At 63.9% G+C, this 18,389-nt stretch carries 14 protein-coding genes; 10 read left to right on the forward strand and 4 right to left on the reverse strand.

Annotated features, from left to right (window positions below; translation table 11 throughout):
- Positions 1-194: 194 nt before the first annotated feature.
- From AXK12_RS04545 to AXK12_RS04555, 3 genes are all read left to right on the forward strand, one after another.
- Positions 195-431, forward strand: coding sequence for a ferredoxin (locus AXK12_RS04545; RefSeq protein ID WP_068711907.1), 237 nt, complete (start codon positions 195-197; stop codon positions 429-431).
- Between the two features lie 139 nt (positions 432-570).
- Positions 571-1,491 carry a rhomboid family intramembrane serine protease gene (locus tag AXK12_RS04550; RefSeq protein WP_068711933.1) on the forward strand — a complete coding sequence of 307 codons (921 nt, stop codon included), beginning with the start codon at positions 571-573 and terminating at the stop codon, positions 1,489-1,491.
- Between the two features lie 171 nt (positions 1,492-1,662).
- Entirely contained in the window at positions 1,663-4,245 is a 2,583-nt protein-coding gene (locus tag AXK12_RS04555; RefSeq protein WP_156468867.1) for a carboxy terminal-processing peptidase, read from the forward strand.
- 12 nt (positions 4,246-4,257) lie between these two features.
- On the opposite strand, the gene prmC is transcribed toward AXK12_RS04555, so the two are convergent.
- Together prmC and prfA are read right to left on the reverse strand one after the other, a co-directional pair.
- Entirely contained in the window at positions 4,258-5,244 is a 987-nt protein-coding gene (gene prmC / locus AXK12_RS04560) for a peptide chain release factor N(5)-glutamine methyltransferase (protein ID WP_068711911.1), read from the reverse strand.
- 425 nt (positions 5,245-5,669) lie between these two features.
- Positions 5,670-6,764 (reverse strand): peptide chain release factor 1, encoded by a 1,095-nt coding sequence (gene prfA, locus AXK12_RS04565; RefSeq protein WP_068711913.1) that lies wholly within the window; start codon positions 6,762-6,764, stop codon positions 5,670-5,672.
- Positions 6,765-7,034: 270 nt separating this feature from the next.
- Here prfA and AXK12_RS04570 point away from each other — a divergent pair, with 270 nt between their 5' ends.
- The 4 genes from AXK12_RS04570 to AXK12_RS04585 all read left to right on the forward strand — a co-directional run bounded on the left by AXK12_RS04570 (position 7,035) and on the right by AXK12_RS04585 (position 12,643).
- Positions 7,035-8,063 (forward strand): HAD family hydrolase, encoded by a 1,029-nt coding sequence (locus tag AXK12_RS04570; RefSeq protein WP_068711915.1) that lies wholly within the window; start codon positions 7,035-7,037, stop codon positions 8,061-8,063.
- Positions 8,064-8,211: 148 nt separating this feature from the next.
- Entirely contained in the window at positions 8,212-10,626 is a 2,415-nt protein-coding gene (locus tag AXK12_RS04575) for a DEAD/DEAH box helicase (protein WP_231863543.1), read from the forward strand.
- Positions 10,627-10,678: 52 nt separating this feature from the next.
- The gene (locus AXK12_RS04580) at positions 10,679-11,797 is read left to right on the forward strand and encodes a WD40 repeat domain-containing protein (protein WP_068711919.1); all 1,119 of its coding nucleotides are present in this window, start codon (positions 10,679-10,681) and stop codon (positions 11,795-11,797) included.
- A 39-nt stretch (positions 11,798-11,836) separates the two neighbouring features.
- Positions 11,837-12,643 (forward strand): N-acetylmuramoyl-L-alanine amidase, encoded by an 807-nt coding sequence (locus AXK12_RS04585; protein WP_068711921.1) that lies wholly within the window; start codon positions 11,837-11,839, stop codon positions 12,641-12,643.
- A gap of 80 nt (positions 12,644-12,723) precedes the next feature.
- Here AXK12_RS04585 and AXK12_RS04590 read toward each other — a convergent pair whose 3' ends face one another.
- Positions 12,724-13,929: a GTP-binding protein gene (locus AXK12_RS04590; RefSeq protein WP_082782649.1), complete on the reverse strand. Its 1,206-nt coding sequence runs from the start codon at positions 13,927-13,929 to the stop codon at positions 12,724-12,726.
- 62 nt (positions 13,930-13,991) lie between these two features.
- Here AXK12_RS04590 and AXK12_RS04595 point away from each other — a divergent pair, with 62 nt between their 5' ends.
- Both AXK12_RS04595 and AXK12_RS04600 read left to right on the forward strand, forming a co-directional pair.
- Entirely contained in the window at positions 13,992-15,176 is a 1,185-nt protein-coding gene (locus AXK12_RS04595) for an MFS transporter (RefSeq protein WP_068711925.1), read from the forward strand.
- 69 nt (positions 15,177-15,245) lie between these two features.
- Positions 15,246-15,602 (forward strand): hypothetical protein, encoded by a 357-nt coding sequence (locus tag AXK12_RS04600; protein ID WP_156468869.1) that lies wholly within the window; start codon positions 15,246-15,248, stop codon positions 15,600-15,602.
- A 24-nt stretch (positions 15,603-15,626) separates the two neighbouring features.
- Here AXK12_RS04600 and AXK12_RS04605 read toward each other — a convergent pair whose 3' ends face one another.
- Positions 15,627-16,004 carry a copper-binding protein gene (locus AXK12_RS04605; RefSeq protein WP_068711929.1) on the reverse strand — a complete coding sequence of 126 codons (378 nt, stop codon included), beginning with the start codon at positions 16,002-16,004 and terminating at the stop codon, positions 15,627-15,629.
- 409 nt (positions 16,005-16,413) lie between these two features.
- On the opposite strand from AXK12_RS04605, the gene AXK12_RS04610 reads away from it, so the two are divergent.
- The coding region (locus AXK12_RS04610; protein ID WP_197456992.1) for a TonB-dependent receptor domain-containing protein at positions 16,414-18,389 on the forward strand (1,976 nt) is incomplete at its 3' end.

Below are 18,389 nucleotides of genomic sequence, written 5' to 3' on the forward strand. Positions count from 1 at the left end.
CGCACCGCCTTGTTATACGCCGCTTGCGCCGCTGCGTCTCCATTAGCCGCCGCGATCAACTGCTCGCCCTGCTCAGGCGACGCGGAGAGTCCTCCCCAGAAGTTGCGATTATAACAGCACTCGCAAAAATAAGCCGTTCTAGCTTGGATAGTTGACTCTGAGAAGAGCCTGTTTTTCTCAGTCCCTTTGAACCTATGGCTAATAAAGCAGACAAATGGGAAAATAACGTGGCAGGCAGTTTCTACGTCGATCAGCAATGCATCGACTGCGACTTGTGCCGCGAGACAGCTCCCGACTTCTTCAACCGTTTCGATGAGGGCGGCTACTCCTACGTCTACAACCAGCCCACGAGCGAAGACGATCTCGCCTTGTGTATGGAGGCCCTAGAGGGCTGCCCAGTCGAGGCCATCGGCAACGACGGCGCAGACTGAGTCCGCTTTGCGCGTTATTTGGCGCGGCGCGCGTTGGCCCATCGGCAAATCTCAGGTCTGCTTCGAACCAGGCGCGGCCAGCGCGGCGATTTGGTTTTCATTGCCCGCGCCCAAGGCCGCACTCTTAACTGCGCCGCACATGTTATACGACCGCCCCTACATGCGCGATAGCTACCCGTCCGCGCGGAAGACCTCGGCCCTCGTCTGGTTGATTGCCGCGATCATCTCGGGCTTCGTCCTACAACTCGTCTTCTCGCGCTGGTTCGGCATCGACCGCACCTTTACGCAACTCTTTGCGCTAAGCCCTGCTGGCTTCAAAAGCGGCCAGGTCTGGCCCCTGCTCAGCTACTCCTTCCTCCACGCCCCCGAAAACCTCCTCCACATCGTCGGGAATCTCCTCGGGCTATATTTCCTCGGACGCGAACTCCTCCCTGTAATCGGCGAACGCCGCTTCGTAATCTTCTACGCGGCGGCCTCAATGATCGGCGGGCTCCTCTGGCTAGCGACACACTGGATAGGCGGGCGCAACTACGGGCTGCTAATAGGAGCCTCGGCCAGCGTTTACGGACTGTTAACCATCTTCGCCTGCTTCTATCCCAACCGGCGGATTACGCTGCTCCTCTTCTTTGTCTTCCCTGTCTCGCTAAAGCCGAAACACATCGCGTGGGCGGCACTCGGGCTCTCGGCCTGCGGTTTCTTGTTTTACGAAATCATGGGAGCCGCCTCGCCCTTCGGCATCGCGCACTCCGCGCACCTCGGCGGGATGCTTAGTGGCTGGCTCTACTACCGCTACCTACACGAGCGCAACTGGGGCCGACTCGAGCTTCCCAAGTGGGCACGCCGCCGCGCCGCCGCGAGCAAAACGACAGCCAGCACCAGCAAACGCGCGACTGCCGCAGCGGCCGCGCCTAAATACCGCGTCAACCTCAGCGAGCCCACCAACCTGCGCGCCGAGGTCGACCGCATCCTCGACAAAATCAACGCCCAAGGCTTCGGCGCACTCACCGACGAGGAAAAGCGACTTCTCGACACCGCCAAAGACCACCTTAGCCAACGCTGAATCCGCCCCCTGTCCTCATGCCGCGGGTTGACTACGCAGAAAAACGCAGTCCTCCGTAGCGAACCTTTCGCGCAGTCGCTGTCACAAAGCGGCACACACGCACTCACGCTCACGCCGCCGCTCCCATTTCCCACACCCACCCTTTTTTCTCCGCACGCCTCTCCCGCCCTCATGACTCGCCGCCGCCACCGCACCCCACGCTCCCTGCTTCCGCTGCTCCTCTTGGGCCTCGCTGTCGCGCTCCTCTCGCCTCGCCCGGCGCAATCGCAATCGCAAGCACAGGCCCCACGCGCCGCAAAAGCCGCGCCCACGGCCAATGCGACCACGACGACCGCCACTACGACTACAGCCGCCCCACGCATCAGCAGCAGCACCGCCGACCGCCGCGAGTTCACCACCTCTCCCGCCCTCTCCACCGAAGCGCGCATCCTCGTCCAACTCCTCTCCCAAGCGCACTACAACCGCGACACTGTCCGCAGCTCCAGCTACATCGAAGTCATCAAAGACTACATGAGCGCCCTCGACGGCCAGCGGATGTTCTTCCTCAAAAGCGACCGCGACCTCTTCGAGAAAAAACACTCCACCAGCCTCTATTGGAACGTCAGCCGCCTCGGTAACATCGACGCCGCCTACGAAATCTTTTCCCGCTACGAACTGCGCGCCCACGAACGGGTCGACTGGATTTTCCGCAACATCGACGCCGCCCTCGCCGACCTCGACAGTGACGACCACCACCGCATCGACCGCCGCAAAGTCGAGTGGCCGGACAGCCCCGCCGAAGCCGACAGCCTCTGGCTCAATCGGCTCAAGTTTGAACTCATCGCCGAGCTTTTAAACAAACGCAGCCCCGAAAAAGCCGCCGAAGCCGTCCGCACTCGCTACGAACGCCTCCTCAAAAACCTCGCCGAAACCGAAACCAGCGACGTCGGCGAAATGTTCCTCGCCACGATCGCCCGCCTCTACGACCCGCACACCGCCTACCTCTCCGGCGACACCTTCGAGGACTTCAACATCCAGCTAAAACTCGAACTCGTCGGCATCGGCGCACTGCTCACCGTCGAGGACGACTACTGCGTGGTTAAAGAACTCGTCCCCGGCGGCCCCGCTGCGCTCGGCGGCGAGCTCAAAGCCAACGACAAAATCATCTCCGTCGCCCAAGGCGAAGACGGCGATTTTCTGGAAATCATCGGCCTAAAGCTGCGCAAAATCGTCGATCAAATCCGCGGCGAAAAAGGCAGCACCGTCCGCCTTCTCGTCCAGCCCGGCGACGCCACCGACCCCGCCGCCCGCCGCGAAGTCCTCATCACCCGCGACACCGTAAAGCTCAACAGCGCACGCGCCTACGCCGGCCTCTTCCAAGTCCCCACCGGCGAGCACATCGCCGCGCCCTCCGGCGACGCTACCGATCACTCCCCGAGCACCGCTCGCACCGCGCCGATCGGCGTCATCACACTCCCCTCCTTTTACGGCGCCGCCGAGGAAGGCGGCCCCGACGGCGAAGAAAACTCCAGCGCGACACACGACGTCGCCCGCCTCATCGCCCAGCTCCAAGCGCAAGGCATCCAAGGCCTCGTCCTCGACCTGCGCGGCAACGGCGGCGGCCTCCTCAACGAAGCCATCGACATCACCGGCCTATTCATCCCGCGCGGCCCCGTCGTCCAAGTCAAAAGCTACTCTGGCGAGATCCGCGTCAGCTCCGACGAATCGCCCACGATCGCCTACACCGGCCCGCTCGCCGTCTTGGTTGACCACTTCAGCGCGTCCGCCTCCGAAATCGTCGCCGGGGCCCTGCAAAACTACGGCCGCGCCATCATCATCGGCGACCGCTCCACGCACGGTAAAGGCTCCGTCCAAGCCCTCGAAGAAATGCGCCGCTACGTGCCCCAACTCGCCCGCTCCGGCGCGAAGACCGGTGCCACCAAATTCACCGTCCAAAAATACTACCTGCCCAACGGCGATTCCACGCAGCGCAAAGGCGTCGTCCCCGACATCATCCTGCCCTCCATCGAAGACCACCTCCCCATCGGAGAAGCCGAGCTGCCCCGCGCACTCGCCTGGGACGAAATCCCCAGCACCTTCTTCGACGGCGCGCCCATCGACGACAACCTCCTGGCCACACTCCGCGACGCGAGCCTCGCCCGCCAAAACAGCCTCGAGGAGTTCGACTACCTGCGCCGCAACATCGATTGGTTCAAACAACGCCAAGACGAGAAACTCGTCTCCGTAAACCTGGAGAAACGCCGCGCCCGCCGCGACGAAGACAAAGCCCTCCGCAAAGCCTTCCTCGCCGAACGCAAGCGCCTCGCCGCGCTCGACTACGCTTACGAAGAATTCTGGCTAAGCCCCCCCGAAGAACGCCAAACCACGACCGCCACCAAGAACGCTGACGGCACGGCCTCTGTTGAAATCGATGAGGCTGCCACAGATGCCGCAGATGACGACGCACTGCTCGCCGAGGCGGACACGACAGCAAACGTAAACGACGCAAGCCGCGCAGAGCCTGCCAACGACTCGGCTAGTCCGACCCGCGAGATCAGCGACACGCTCCTCGCAAGTGACGGGACGGAGGACTCACCCGCCAGCGATGATGACGACGACCTTGAAGAGGAAGAAGACGACACCGGCGCCTACGCCAAAGTCGACGTGCACCTAAAGGAAAGCCTACGCGTCGTAGCCGACGTCATCGCACTGGGTCACGACCCGAGCAACTGGATCCACAACGCCCCACCCCTCACCGCAAGAACGACGCCATAACACGCGCAGCACTCACGCCCAAGCCAGCGCGTAGCGGGGGCGCTGGGCGAGGTCGGGTAGAAACTCGTAATGGGCGAAACCCGCTTCGCGAAAAAGCCCGGCCAGTTCAGCGTGTTGGGCGATTCCCGTTTCCAGCGCGAGCACACCGCCACGCACCCCAGCGCCGCCGCGCCCTCCGGCTCCCTCGCCTGACTCACTCGCTTCGCTGCGGCGTAGGTAGCGCGGGGCCTCGGCCACGATTTTATAAAATGCCTCCATCCCCGATTGCCCGGGGCTAAGTGCCTGCGCGGGCTCGTGGTTTTTTACTTCGGCGAGCGATTCGCTCACTTCCTCTGCCGAAAGATAAGGCGGATTACTTACAATCAGATCAAAGGGCGTGTTCACCCGCGCTTCGGCACCGCTCGCCAACGCGGAAAACCAGTCAGACGCCAAGAACTCCACACGGTCGGCAAGCCCGTTTCGCTCAGCGTTTTCGCGAGCCAGTGCGAGCGCATCCGTACTGGCATCGAGCGCGACGACTTGCGCGTCCTCCCAATATTTGGCGAGTGCGAGCGCAATCGCGCCCGTGCCCGTCCCAAGATCGAGAATCCGGCGCGGCGGGCAGTGCGTAAGCGCGGGCGTAGACGGCGAGCACTGCGTGTGCGCGGACGTCACGGGCCCCTCACTTGCGCCAAGTCGCTCAGTCAGCAGCGAGACCAGATACTCCGTCTCCGGGCGCGGGATGAGTGCGCGCGCATCGACCTTGAGCGTGAGCCCGAAGAACTCGGTTTCGCCGACGATGTATTGCAAGGGCTCGCGCGCCGCCCGACGGCGCAGCAACACGCGAATCGCCTCCAGCTCGCGCTCCACAAGCGGTCGCTCGAATTGGAGGTACAGCTGCATGCGCGGAAGCCCCAGCGCATGGCCAATGAGGTGCTCCGCATTGAGGCGCGCATTTTCGATGCCGCGCGCAGCGAGATAGTCACTGCTGGCCGTGATGATTTCTAAAACGCTGCGCATACACACAGTATTTAAGCACCGCCCCCCCACCGCTTTAAAAGCCAGAAAGCAAAGGACACGCTTTCATCTTCCCCAGCCTTTTCCACTACGCGTGGGGCGGCGGTCAGTGACCGCTTCCATTTAATTTGGGAATTGGCCCCGTCGCTTCGCGACGAAACCAATTCCCAAATTTGAAAGCATTCCCCCTGTCGCGTTGCGACAGGGAGGGGAAAGTAGAGTGATAACCCGTTTGGACGAAGTGGGAAAAACCACGAGTAAACTCCCGCCTCCAAGTTTGGGTTCCTTTTCAGATTTTGGTTTCGTTTCTGCGCCTCGCGCAGAGGCGAAACCAAAATCTAAACGGGTGCAGCGACACGCTGCCGCACCACGCGCAGTGGAGGTCTGTGAGTTCTGACACTGACCTCGCGGCACGCTACTCAGGTGGGCTACGCGGGCTCGCCGCGGTTTATGGCGGCGAGTTTTTCCGCGTGGTCGGCACGTTGGAGTGCGGTGAGGAGCTCGTCGATTTCGCCGGCGAGGACTTGTGGGAGGCTTTGGAGGGTGAGGCCGATGCGGTGGTCGGTGACGCGGTTTTGCGGGAAGTTGTAAGTGCGGATCCGCTCGCTGCGGTCGCCCGAGCCGATCTGGCTTTTGCGCTCGCTGGCGTATTTGGCGCGCTCCTCTTCTTCGCGGCGTTGGAGGAGTCGCGAGCGCAAGACGGTCATGGCGCGCGCTTTGTTTTTTATCTGTGAACGCTCGTCCGCGCACTGGACGATGAGGCCGGTGGGTTTGTGCAAAATCTGCACTGCCGAGTCGGTCGTGTTGACGCCTTGGCCGCCGGGGCCGCTGGCGCGGGACACGGTGATTTCTAGGTCTTCGGGGTCGATTTGCACGTCCACCTCTTCGGCCTCGGGCAGGACGGCGACGGTCACGGTCGAAGTGTGGATGCGGCCGTTGGCCTCAGTCACAGGGACGCGCTGCACGCGGTGCACGCCGCTCTCGTATTTGAGTTGTTTATACACGTCGCTGCCGCTGATGAGGAAGATGACCTCCTTAAACCCGCCGCGGTCGGAGCCGCTGCTACTCATCACTTGGACGCGCCAGCCACGCGTCTCGGCGTAGCGCGAGTAGAGCCGGTAGAGGTCTGCGGCGAAGAGGCTGGCTTCGTCGCCACCGGTGCCCGCGCGGATTTCCATGACGGTGTTACGCGAGTCGCTCGGGTCGGGCGGAATCATCGCACGCAGGATCTCGGCATGGAGCGCGTCGGCCTCAGCCTGCATCGTGGGCAACTCGCCCAGCGCCAGCTCACGGAGTTCGGGGTCTGCGCGGGAATCGCTTTTTAACGCCTCGGCCTCGGCGATGTTGGCGAGGAGTTTGGCGTAGCGGGCGTGTGAGCCGAGGAGCTCGTGCAGCCGCTGGTGCTCGCGCGAGATGTCGGCGGCGGCGCGGGGGTTATTGTAAAAGGCCGGGTCGGCCATCTGCGCGGCGAGCTCGTCGTGGCGTTGTTGGAAAGGGGCAAGGTCAGGCAGAGGCGATTGCATGAAGGCGGATGAGGGACTATGCGGCGACTGGTGTGTAAACGCTGTCGGCGGCGGATGCGTGAGAGGCGGTTGTTGCGCGAGAGCGGGCGACCGTGAAAAGGGGGCCGACGAGACGGCAGTTTTTCGCTGTGCACAATTCGTAAATCGGTTTGCGTCGCTACCGCGCGCGTCTCGCGCTGCTCTCGCCGACCGGGCTCGTCTTCTCGGAGCCGTCGAGGGGCAACGCGGCGCGCACGCTTCGGCCTCTTTTCCTTCCGCCCGCTCACTGCTATGCCCACGACCTTATTTACGCAAAACACCGTCGCCTGCATCTGGGACTTCGATAAGACGCTCATCCCCGGCTACATGCAGGCCCCGCTCTTTCAGCGGCACGGAGTCGGCGAGGCCGCGTTTTGGGCGGAGACCAACGCCCTTGTGGAAAACTACCGGCGGCGCGGCTACCGGCTCTCCGGCGAAATCAGTTACCTCAACCACATCCTGACCTACGTGCTCGCCGGGAAATTTGGACGGCTCAACAACCGGCTGCTGCGCGAATATGGCGGCGAAATTGCGTTTTACCCGGGGCTGCCCGAGTTCTTCGACCTCGCCAAAACCTACGCCGGCGAAAAGCCACTTTATCAAAAACACGAAATCGCGCTGGAGCACTACGTCGTGAGCACAGGGCTCGCCGAGATGATACGCGGCAGCGCGATCGCGCCCTACGTCGAAGACATCTGGGGCTGCGAATTTATCGAAAGCCCGCTGCAACCCGGCTTCATGAGCCAAGGCGAAATCGAACTCGGCGACGACGCCGTCATCGCGCAAATCGGCATGGTCATCGACAACACCACCAAAACCCGCGCGCTCTTCGAGATTAACAAAGGCACCAACAAAAACCCCGACATCGACGTAAACTCCTACCTGCGCCCTGAGGACCGCCGCATCCCGTTTCAGAACATGATCTACATCGCCGACGGGCCCAGCGACATCCCCAGCTTTTCGGTGGTCAAAGGCGGCGGCGGTCGCTGCTACGGTGTCTACAACCCCGATCACAGCGGCGAGTTTGAGCAAAACGACCGGCTCCTCCAGGCCGGACGCATCCACGGCTACGGCCCCGCCGATTACACGGCAACCAGTAGCACCGCGCGCTGGCTACGGCTGCACATCCACGCGATTTGCGACCGCATCGTCGCCGACCGTGAAGCCGCCGTCGCCGCCAAGGCCAGCCGCCCACCGCGTCACCTCACCGAAAGCCCCGAAGAAGAAGCCGCCAAGCTGCGCGCCAAACAAGCCCCGCAACAAGCGAGCTTGGGGATTTGAGGCCACGCAGTCGCGCGCGCGTTTGCGCAGCGCGCGGCTCGCCTGCTTCGCCCTTGGCCAGCCCAGCCCGGAGTGATGCCGCCGCAGGGCTTACCCAGCCTCCGGCCTTGACCTCGCGCAATCGAAGCCCTCCCAAATGGGAGGCTCCGTGAGTCTCGTCTTTCATCTGCCGCCCAACCTAATCCAAGCCGCTGCGCGCAACGCCGTGCCGCTGCGCATTGAGTTCGACCTCACCCAAGCCCCCGCGCCGCAAGTTCTGCCCGCCCTCGCGCTCCTCCAACGTTGGTCGGGAAACGCCAGCGAGCCGCCCCGCCTCATCCAGCTTAGCCGCGCTCAACTCCGCGAGCTGCTCGCCGCGATCGGCACGCAGCCCCTCTTTATCTACAACGGCGAGCGCAGCCCTTGGCCCATGCCCGGCCTCCTCAAAGAGCCGGAGGAAAGAAAGCCCGCCGCGCCCGCAAAAAAACGTGAGCCAGAGCCAATCAGCGCACTGGCTCACGATGGCTCGGGGCTCCTCGATGGCAGCGAGCACTTCTTGGCCATCACCCCGCCCCCACGCGATCACCCCTGCTATCGCTCTCTCCTCACCTTTTTAAAAAACAACAGCTTCACCCTAGAGCCGTCCAACCGCCGTTGGTGGCTGCGTGACCGACACAAAGTCCTCAACTTACTCGCGACCCAGGGCCGCCGCCTCCGCGACAACTTCGACCTCGAAGAAACGCCCAACTTCACCCAGCGCACCGCCCACCTGCGCGACGCCGAGGTACAGGCCGCCGTACACGAAGAAGGCGGCGACTTCATCCTCGATCTCGACCTCGCCGCAGGCGGTGCGCCCGAGTCAGAGGTCCGCGCCGCGCTCGCCACAGGCCGCCACTACATCGAGCACGGCGGGCGTATCTACCTCTTCGACGAGGCGAAGCTCGCCAAACTCGCCGAAGCCCAGCGTGCCCTCAACACCCACAGTGCCGCGGCACGCCAAGCCACCACGCCCGCCGCTCACACTGCGCTAAAAATCTCACGCGAGCGCATCCCCCTCGCCCAAGACATCCTCGACGAGCTCGCCCCCGGCTTCCGCCCCAGTGACGAGTGGCAACGCCGCAGCCGCGCCCTGCGCGAGCTCAGCACACTCCCACCCGCCCCGCTCCCCGACCAACTCCGCGACACACTCCGCCCTTATCAACGACTCGGTGTCGCTTGGGCTTGGTACCTGCGCAACCAAGGCTTGGGCGGCGTACTCGCCGACGAGATGGGTTTAGGCAAAACCCTCCAAGCGCTCGCCCTCCTCGCGGCAATCGCGAGCGAAACCACCAAGCCTAAAATCGTAGTCGCGCCTGCCTCGCTCCTCGAAAACTGGCGACGCGAGGTCCAGCAATACACGCCCCAACTGCGCGTCTTCGTGCACCACGGCGCGAACCGCTTGCGCCGCGTCGACGACTTCGCCCCCTACGACCTCATCCTCACCAGTTACGGCACGCTCAGCCGCAACCGGAAACTCTTCGCCCAAGTCGAGTTTGCCTGCGCCATCGCCGACGAAGCCCAACACATCAAAAACCGCCACTCCCAAAACGCCTCCTCTTTGCGCGCGCTGCGCGCCGACACCCGCTTCGTCCTCACAGGCACTCCCCTGGAAAACTCGCTCGACGACCTACGCTCGCTCTTCGCCTTCCTCATGCCCGGGCTCATCCCCGCGCTCCCGCTCGGCGCACAAGCCGAAGACCGCGCTTGGCACGATGTGCAAACCCGCCACGTCACCGCGCCCTACATCCTGCGCCGCACCAAGGCCGCCGTCGCCCCCGAGTTGCCGCAAAAAATCGAGCAAACCATCTGGTGCGAGCCCACCGCCGCCCAAGCTGCGCTTTATCGCTACTGGCAGGAAAAAACCGAACGCGAACTCCTCGACCTCGCGGCCAGCGGGGCCAACGAAGGCCGCCTACACCTCGCCACCCTCACGCAACTCCTGCGCCTTCGCCAGATCTGCTGCGACCCACGACTCGTCCCCACCGAGACCGGTGCACCTGCCAGTACCGGCGCACTTAGCATTTCCGACTCCGCCAAATTCGCCGCCCTGCGCGAACTCCTCGAAGAGGCGATCGACGACGGCCACCGCGTCCTTGTCTTCTCTCAATTCACTTCGCTCTTTGCGCTGCTGCGCCCCGAGCTCGACGCACTCGGCATCGCTCACGCCTACCTCGACGGCTCGATGAGTGCCACCGAGCGACAACACGAAGTCGACCGCTTCCAATCCTCGCCCGACATCCCCGTATTCCTGCTTTCACTACGCGCAGGCGGCACCGGCCTCAACCTCACTGCCGCCGACACTGTCGTGCACCTCGACCCTTGGTGGAACCCCGCCGTCGAAGCGCAAGCCACCGACCGCGCCCACCGCATCGGCCAAACTCGCACCGTCACCAGTTACAAACTCATCTGTAGCGGCACCGTTGAGGAAAAAGTCCTCGCCCTGCAGGACGAGAAACGCGCCGAACTCGCCGATGTCTTCGAGGCCAGCGACGCGGCCAACGCCCGCCTCTCCATCGACGACCTGCGCTCACTGCTTGCATCCTAAGTGCCAGCCAGTGCTTGCGCTTTGGTGCGTGGTCATAAGCTCCGCCCCGTAAATGGAACTAGTAAAGCACTGGGCCGCACAGCTCGATGATTACGTGATCGACCTCGCTTGGTCGCCCGATGGCGAGCGACTCGGAGTCGCGTCCGCCGCGGGGCCAATCTCGCTCTACGCGGTATCGACTGGCGCACTCCTCCATACCGCGCCGGGGCACGCAGACGGCACGAACTGCCTCGCGTGGCAGCCCTCCGCAAAAACGCAGTTGCTCGTGAGTGGCGGCCAAGAGCCGCGCATTAAATTTTGGGACGCCATCAGCGGACAACACTGCGCCACTGCCGAGCTCGAAACAGGCAGCGGCTGGTGCGAACACTTGGCGTGGAAACCCGCGCTGGCAGATTCGGCAGAAACGGACGAAGCCGCGGCAAACGGCGCTGCGCCTCGCACTGGCTCGCCAAATAAAGAGAACTGCGTCCTCGCGGCCGCATCAGGCCGCCAACTCTACGCCCTACGCCCCGATGGATCGCTCGCCCACCGCTTCGCGCCCGCACCCAAGTCGCTCTCTGCGCTCGCATGGAGCCCCGATGGGAAAACGCTGGCTGCCGCTTACTACGGCGGAGTCCAGCTCTGGGACGGCGCGGATTTTTCGCTTCAGAAAGACCTGCCCTATGTAGGGGGGATTGCGTGCCTCGCCTGGTCGCCAGATGGTCATTGGCTCGTTTCGGGAAACCACGACCCGAGCGTGCACCTCTGGCGGCCAGCCGAGGACCTCGAACTCCAAATGAGTGGCTACAGCCACAAAGTGAACGCGATCGCCTTCGACGCACGCGGACGCTGGCTCGCCACCAGTGGCGGCAGCGATTGCTGCGTGTGGGATTGCTCGGGGGCGGGGCCCGAAGGCCGCGCGCCCGCCATGCTGCCGCACGACGCGAAGCTCTGCGCCGTCGCCTTCCAAAACACGCACGGCCTCCTCGCTGCCGCGAGCGAAGAGGGCACGGTTAAGCTTTGGAGTGTTGAGCGTGCCCTGAGCAGCGCGGGCAATACCGGAGGCAAACCGCTACGCGCGACCGTCACCATGCCCGCCGCCGCCACTCGGCTGGCCTGGTCGCCTGACGACTCGCTGCTCGCCATCGGCACCACCCAAGGCATCGTCTACACCCTTAAAGTCAGCCCCTAGCCTAAGCGAACACACGACCGCCTCCTCGCTCTCGAAAAAATGATCTATGGCCGCCGCCAGTTTTTAAACACAAGCCTGCTGGCCACCGCCGGACTGCTCCTCGGTGCTAACGCCACACCGCTCTTCGCGGCGACACGCTCTCCCGCAAAGGCAGGCGAAAAGACCTACACAATTAAGAAAGGCGACACGCTCTCACGCATCGCCAAGACTCACGGCGTACCGCTCGCGCAGCTCAAGCAGCGCAACGCGCTCACCAACGACCGCATCCTGACCGGTCAAAAACTCATCATCCCCGCCAAGGCAGGCACCGCCGCAGCAGCGACTGCGGCCGCCCGCGCCGCCACCGCACTCGTCCCCGGGAGCCTAGCCGACGTCATCGCGGCGACTGCCAAAATCCAAGTCAACCGCTCGCGCTGGCGACACATCGTGCTACACCACAGCGGCATTGAGCGCGGCACAGCCAAGACCTATGACGCCGAGCATCGCCGCCGCGGCATGGAGTACGGGCTCGCCTACCACTTCGTCATCGGTAACGGCCGCGACTCGCCCGAAGGCCAAATCGCGATCGGCCCGCGCTGGTTCGGCCAGTTACGCGGCGGCCATGTGCGCAACGCCCAAGTCAACGCCAGCGGCATCGGCATCTGCCTAATCGGTAACTTCGAAAACCGCGCGCCCAGCGCGAAACAACTCGCCGCCACCTACGCGCTCATCGACTGGCTGCGCAGCGGCCAAGTCTCGCCCAAACACACGCTCACCGTCCACCGCTGGGTCGATAAAAACCACACCGTGTGCCCAGGTCGCCACTTCCCTTTCACCGAGCTCAAACGCCGCTATAATCTGGCGTAGCCGCCGCAGCCGCTTCTCTCGCGCACAGCGGCGACGCGGGCGCTGCGCCGATAAACCGCCAGCAGAACCGGATCGATTCGCTAAACGCACAAGCACTCGCGCAGCGCGCGCTCGAGCGCGGCGGTGTCGACCCCTTGGCCGATGAAGACGAGTTCCTGGCGGCGGTCGCCATAGGGCTCGGCCCACACGGCCCGCGCGTGCTCGGAGATTTCACTTTCGGTAATGAGTCCGCGCTCGAGCAGGGCCGACGCCCAGTTTCCGACAAAGTCTGAGCGCAAGATTTCGCCCGCGAGCGACAAATACCCCATGTCCGCCGCGCGCTCCTTTACCCAGAAAAAACCCTTTGCGCGGATGAGCCCCGGCGGGCGTTTCTCCGCAAAAAACGCCCGCAGTCGCGCTTCGCAAAAAGGCACTCGCTCCCGAAAAACAAAGGTCTGCCAGCCGGGACTCGTCCCCTTTTCTTGGCGAGCCGACGGCGTCGCTTCGTCAGGCCTAAAGACACTCGCCGCGCTTCCGCCCGCGCTCGCATCGAGCACTTTTAGCCAACGCGCCGCACTGAGTGTCGCCTGCAAATCGAAGCGCGCCGCGCCCGGCAAGAACCCGGTCGGCACGCGGGCTTCGCGCGTCGTCAGGATTTCCGCGCGCGTGTTTAGGCCACGCAGCGCAGCGGCCAACTCGCCAAGCGCGTCGAGACTCACGAGGTCGGCCTTGTTGAGGAGGAGCAAGTCGGCACACTCGATTTGCTCGAGCATCAATTCGGACGGGGCCTTGGGCTCGCCGGAGCGGCGAGCGTGCGCAGCACACGTGAGTGGCGAGCCGCGAGCCAGACGTCGCCACACGTCGCGCCACTGCGCGGCATCGACCACGGTGACGAGCGCGTGGAGTCGGGCGAAGTCGCTCAAGCTGCGCCCGAACGCATTGGGCCGTGTAAAGAGCGAGACGATTGCCCGCGGCTCAGCGACGCCGCTCGTCTCCACAAAGAGATGCGCGTAACGCCCGCTTGCCGCCAGCTCGGCCACCGTCTCGGCGAGCGCGTCGCGCACCGTGCAGCACACGCAGCCGTTGGCCAGCTCGACGACACGCGAAGCCCCCGCCTGCTCGATGAGCCGTCCATCAATATTGAGCGCAGCCAGATCGTTGACGATCGCCGCCCAGCGCGCGCCGTCGCCGGCGTTTGCGTTCGCGAGGAGATTTTGGAGCAGCGTCGTCTTCCCCGCACCGAGGAACCCGCTAATCACAGTGACCGATGGGCGAGGCGCTGAGGCAGCAGGGGTTGGCACTTTCATTTTTTCTCACACGGTGGTTTACGAAATTGAGCCGGCCCGTCACTCCATTCCCACCAAGCCCGATGGCCTCCTTCTTAAAGCTGCCCCGAAACGTGTGGATACTCGCACTCGCCCAATCAATCGGCATGTGCGCGACGACGATGATGACCTTGGTCGGCGGCTTACTCGCCACGCGCATCGCGCCCTCGCCGAAGCTGGCGACCGTGCCGCTCGCCGCGCTCGTGATCGGCACCGCGACCGCCGCCGTGCCCGCCGCGCTGCTTTTGCGCCGCTTTGGACGCAAGCGCGGCAGCTTATTTGGCTACGCGCTGGGGCTCGCCGGCGCGGGCACCGGCTTCCTCGGCACGCTCACCAGTGGGTTTTACCTCCTCGCCCTCGCGGGGCTGCTGCTCGGTATGGCCGCGGCGTTTTGGCAACAGTTTCGCTTCGCCGCGCTAGAGAGCGTAGCTGACCAGACGCAGCACGGGCCCGCACTCTCGCTAATGCTTTGTGGCGGCTTGCTCGCGGCCTTCATCGGCCCCGAAATCGGCGCGCGCGGCGATGAGTGGTTTCCCGCGCTGCCGAGTTACGCGGGCTCCTTCCTGCTGCTCGGGCTGGTCACGCTCGGCGGGCTTGGGGTATTTCAACTTTACCGCGAGACAGGCGGAAGCACGCGTAGGGAAACCGCCACTACGCGCCCTCTCGGTGAGATTGTGAAGACGGCCGCCTTCATCATTCCCGCGCTCGGCGCAGCGATTGGCTTTGGGATGATGACCTTCATCATGCACGCCACGCCCATCACGATGCACGAGGTCTGTGGCTTCGATCTCGGCAGCACCAAGCGCGTCATCCAGGGGCACATCGTCGCGATGTATTTGCCGAGCCTGTTTAGCGGCGGGCTAATCGCTCGCTTCGGCGTGGGGCGCGTAATGACGGCGGGGGCCGTGCTCTACATCGGTGTCGTCACCGTCGGGCTCTTTGGGCAAGAACTCGTGCACTTCTGGGGAACGCTGCTGCTGCTCGGCGTGGGCTGGAACTTCCTGTTCATGGGCGGCACGGCACTCTTGCCCAAGAGCTACGCGCCCGCCGAGCGGTTCAAAGTGCAGGCCGCCAACGACTTTATGGTCTTCGGCGCGCAAGCCGCCGCCTCGCTGTCTTCGGGCTGGTTCGTCTTTACACTCGGCTGGCACGGGCTGCTGCTCGGCTGCCTGCCCATCCTGCTCGTCGCAGTCACACTCAGCCTTTGGCAAGTGCGCCGCGACGACTAGGCAGGCGGTGGGCTAGGCGGAGAGTTTAGCCTTGAGAGGGCGTGCGAGTGGGGTAGTTTTCGCCGTATCATGGCTACCGCAACAAGCCCAGAGCACATTGAGGCGCAGCCCGCACCGGTCGCAGAAAAAGCCCCACGGGTGGAGGTTCGCAAGATCGCCATCGACAATAGCACCTTGTCCGTGCTGGCAGTCGGCGTCGCGCTATTTGTGCTCGCGTTTGGGGCCTTTACCCACTTGAGCGGGCGCATAGACAGCCTGGATGCGAAGTTTGACGCGAGAATAGACAGGCTGGACGCGAAGATTGAAAAGGTCTCTTCAGAACTTAACGCAAAGATTGATCGGGTAGACGCGAAGATTGACGCGGTAAATGCGCGGCTTGACCGGCTCTTTGAGCTGATTGCCTCGCAGGGACGCAGAGAGTCTTAGGAGCCGGACTGCGAGGGAATCGAGCTACTTTTCGGAAGTCTCCGAAGTCCCTTCCCCCTTGCCCTCATCCTCCGGCAGCGGCTCGTAACGCCAATCCGTAAGCTCCACGTCGCTGAGCCGCCAGTCTCCACGACCGCCGCCGAGTCGGCCCCGCAGGTAGACGCCCGGCTCTAGCTTGTCCCACAGCTCATCAGGCACGGAAAAGGCCATCGTCATCGCGCGCATGACGCCCGGGATTTCCTCGTGCTTCACCATCACGAGCCGCCGCTCGTCCAAACGCCGCGTGACCACCCCCTTCACTAAGGGGCCCTCTTCGGCCTTTTCACCGCTCGGCTCAGAGGCCGCAAACACGCCAGCAAAACTGAAAACGAAAACGAGAAATAAACGCGTAAGGCTACTCATGCCCGCGAACCGTGGCGAGCCACGCAAGGAACTCAAGCCCTAGCGTGTCGCGCTAATTCCCCACTGCGCGTGGGGCGGCGGTCAGTGACCGCTTCCCTTTAATTTGGGAATTGGCCCCGTCGCTTCGCGACGAAACCAATTCCCAAATTTGAAAGCACTCCCCCTGTCGCGTTGCGACAGGGTGGGGAAAGTAGAGTGATAACCCGTTTGGGCGAGGTGGGGAAAATCACCAGTAAACTCCCGCCTCCAAGTTTGGGTTCCTTTCTACCGAGCGCTTGGTTGCCGTGCGAATGCACGGCGGCCAAGCGTTCGGTAAATGGGTGCAGCGACACGCTGCCGTCCCACGCGCAGTGGAGCTCGGTCTGCGGCCACGACACCGCGCAAAAATGGAAAGCGGGGACGCGCCCCCTTGACGGGTTTGATAGTAGTGGCGGTTCCACGCCGCAGCCTCGCTGCGGCACGCTACGCCTACACACAGACCGATCACGACACCATGCCTCGATTCCGCCTCTCCCTACTCGTCCTCTCGGGCGCACTCGCGCTCGCGCAGTTGCCCGCGGCCACACGCGCAGCAGACGCCACCGAAACGCGCCCACTCGGCGACGACGCACCGCTCGCCCTCGAACGCGTCGTCGTCTCGACCTCGCCCCTCGCCCGCACGCTCGGCGAAGTCTCGCAGCCCGTCTCGCTTCTCGAAGGCCACCGCCTCGCCCAGCACCAATCGCCCACGCTCGGCGAACTCCTCTCGGGCGAGCCCGGCATCGCCTCCACTTACTTCGGCCCCGGAGCCAGCCGCCCCATCGTGCGCGGCATCGGCGGTGACCGCTTAAAAGTGTTAGAAAATCACATCGGCACGATTGATGCCTCCGCGACGAGCCCTGACCACGCGGTCTCGCTCGACCCGCTACTCGTCGAGCGAGTCGAGGTCGTGCGCGGCCCCGCCGCCCTGCTCTATGGCGGCAACGCCATCGGCGGCGTGGTAAATGTCATCACTGGCCGCATCCCGAGCGCCCTCCCCAACTCCCCCATAACCGGTCGCGTCGAAGCGCGCAGCCACTCGGCCAACCGCGAGGAAAGCGCGGGCGCAGTCATCGAAGGCGCCGCGGGGGATTTCGCTTGGCACATCGACGGATTTTTGCGCGACACCAAAGACCTAAAAATCCCCCACTTTGCCGAGAGCCAACGCAAGCGCATCGCCGACGGCAGCGACCCTGCCGAAGCCGATTACCGCCGTGTGCCCAACACCGAAATCGAGAGCGACGGCGGCTCTGTCGGGCTCTCGTGGATACGCGAAAGCGGCTACATCGGCATCGCGTGGAGCGGCTTTAACAGCCTCTACGGCGTGCCCGGCCACGCCCACTCGCACGGCGACCATGATCACCACAGTCACGGGCATGACGAGGATGACGACGACCACGATGATCATGATGATCACGACCACGGCGACGAGGCCCACGAAGACGAAGCGGTAAAAATCGACCTCGTGCAGCGGCGCTTCGACCTCGCCGGCGAGATCAACCGCGAGCTCGGGCTCCTACGCGGCGCTAAGTTTGCCCTCGGTTTCGCCGACTACCGCCACCAAGAACTCGCCGACGGGGAGGTTGACACTGTCTTCAAAAACCGAGGGTACGACGCCCGCCTAGAACTCCTACACCGCGAAATCGCGGGCACAAACGGCGCCTTGGGCTGGCACGGCAGCGAGAGCCGCTTCGAGGCCATCGGAGCCGAGGCCTTCGTGCCGCCATCGCGCACCACGAACCACGCACTCTTCATTCTCGAAGAAAAACCCATCGGCCCCGTCGCCCTACAACTCGGTGGCCGACTCGAATCCCAAAAAATCAAACTGCGTAACGGCTCGGGCCGCTCGCGCAAAGACCTGCTCGCGAGCGTTTCCGCAGGGGCCCTCTGGAAACTCAGCGAGGACTGGAGCCTCGGGCTCGCCGCCTCGCGCAACGAGCGCGGCCCGGGCGCACAAGAACGCTACGCCAACGGCCCGCACATCGGCACCCGCGCCTACGAAATCGGCAGCCCGCACCTCAGCATCGAAACCTCCACCGCACTCGACCTCACTCTACGCAAGCGCACCGGCCGCGTGACCGGAGCCCTAACCGGCTTCGTCAACCGCTTCGACGGCTACGTGTTCGAGCAGCCCACCGGCCAAGTCGCCATCGCACACGGCGACCATTTCCACTTTGAGCCCGACACGCATCCCGACGCCGCCGAGGGCCTCACGATCTACCGCTACGCGCAGACCGACGCCCGCTTCCTCGGGCTCGAGGCCGAGCTTAGCGCCCACCTTTACGAGGGCTCACTCGGCCGCCTCGACCTGCACCTCGCGACCGACGCCGTCCGCGGTAAAAACCTCAAAGACGGCGGCAGCGACCT

This window comes from Cephaloticoccus capnophilus, from assembly GCF_001580045.1.
GTDB lineage: Bacteria > Verrucomicrobiota > Verrucomicrobiia > Opitutales > Opitutaceae > Cephaloticoccus > Cephaloticoccus capnophilus.

Excerpts from the sequence above, each read along its gene's own strand:
- AXK12_RS04545 (WP_068711907.1), top strand. The coding sequence starts at position 195 with ATGGCTAATAAAGCAGACAAATGGGAAAATAACGTGGCAGGCAGTTTC.
- AXK12_RS04550 (WP_068711933.1), top strand. The coding sequence starts at position 571 with ATGTTATACGACCGCCCCTACATGCGCGATAGCTACCCGTCCGCGCGG.
- AXK12_RS04555 (WP_156468867.1), top strand. The coding sequence starts at position 1,663 with ATGACTCGCCGCCGCCACCGCACCCCACGCTCCCTGCTTCCGCTGCTC.
- prmC (WP_068711911.1), bottom strand. The coding sequence starts at position 5,244 with ATGCGCAGCGTTTTAGAAATCATCACGGCCAGCAGTGACTATCTCGCT.
- prfA (WP_068711913.1), bottom strand. The coding sequence starts at position 6,764 with ATGCAATCGCCTCTGCCTGACCTTGCCCCTTTCCAACAACGCCACGAC.
- AXK12_RS04570 (WP_068711915.1), top strand. The coding sequence starts at position 7,035 with ATGCCCACGACCTTATTTACGCAAAACACCGTCGCCTGCATCTGGGAC.
- AXK12_RS04580 (WP_068711919.1), top strand. The coding sequence starts at position 10,679 with ATGGAACTAGTAAAGCACTGGGCCGCACAGCTCGATGATTACGTGATC.
- AXK12_RS04585 (WP_068711921.1), top strand. The coding sequence starts at position 11,837 with ATGATCTATGGCCGCCGCCAGTTTTTAAACACAAGCCTGCTGGCCACC.
- AXK12_RS04590 (WP_082782649.1), bottom strand. The coding sequence starts at position 13,929 with ATGAAAGTGCCAACCCCTGCTGCCTCAGCGCCTCGCCCATCGGTCACT.
- AXK12_RS04595 (WP_068711925.1), top strand. The coding sequence starts at position 13,992 with ATGGCCTCCTTCTTAAAGCTGCCCCGAAACGTGTGGATACTCGCACTC.
- AXK12_RS04600 (WP_156468869.1), top strand. The coding sequence starts at position 15,246 with ATGGCTACCGCAACAAGCCCAGAGCACATTGAGGCGCAGCCCGCACCG.
- AXK12_RS04605 (WP_068711929.1), bottom strand. The coding sequence starts at position 16,004 with ATGAGTAGCCTTACGCGTTTATTTCTCGTTTTCGTTTTCAGTTTTGCT.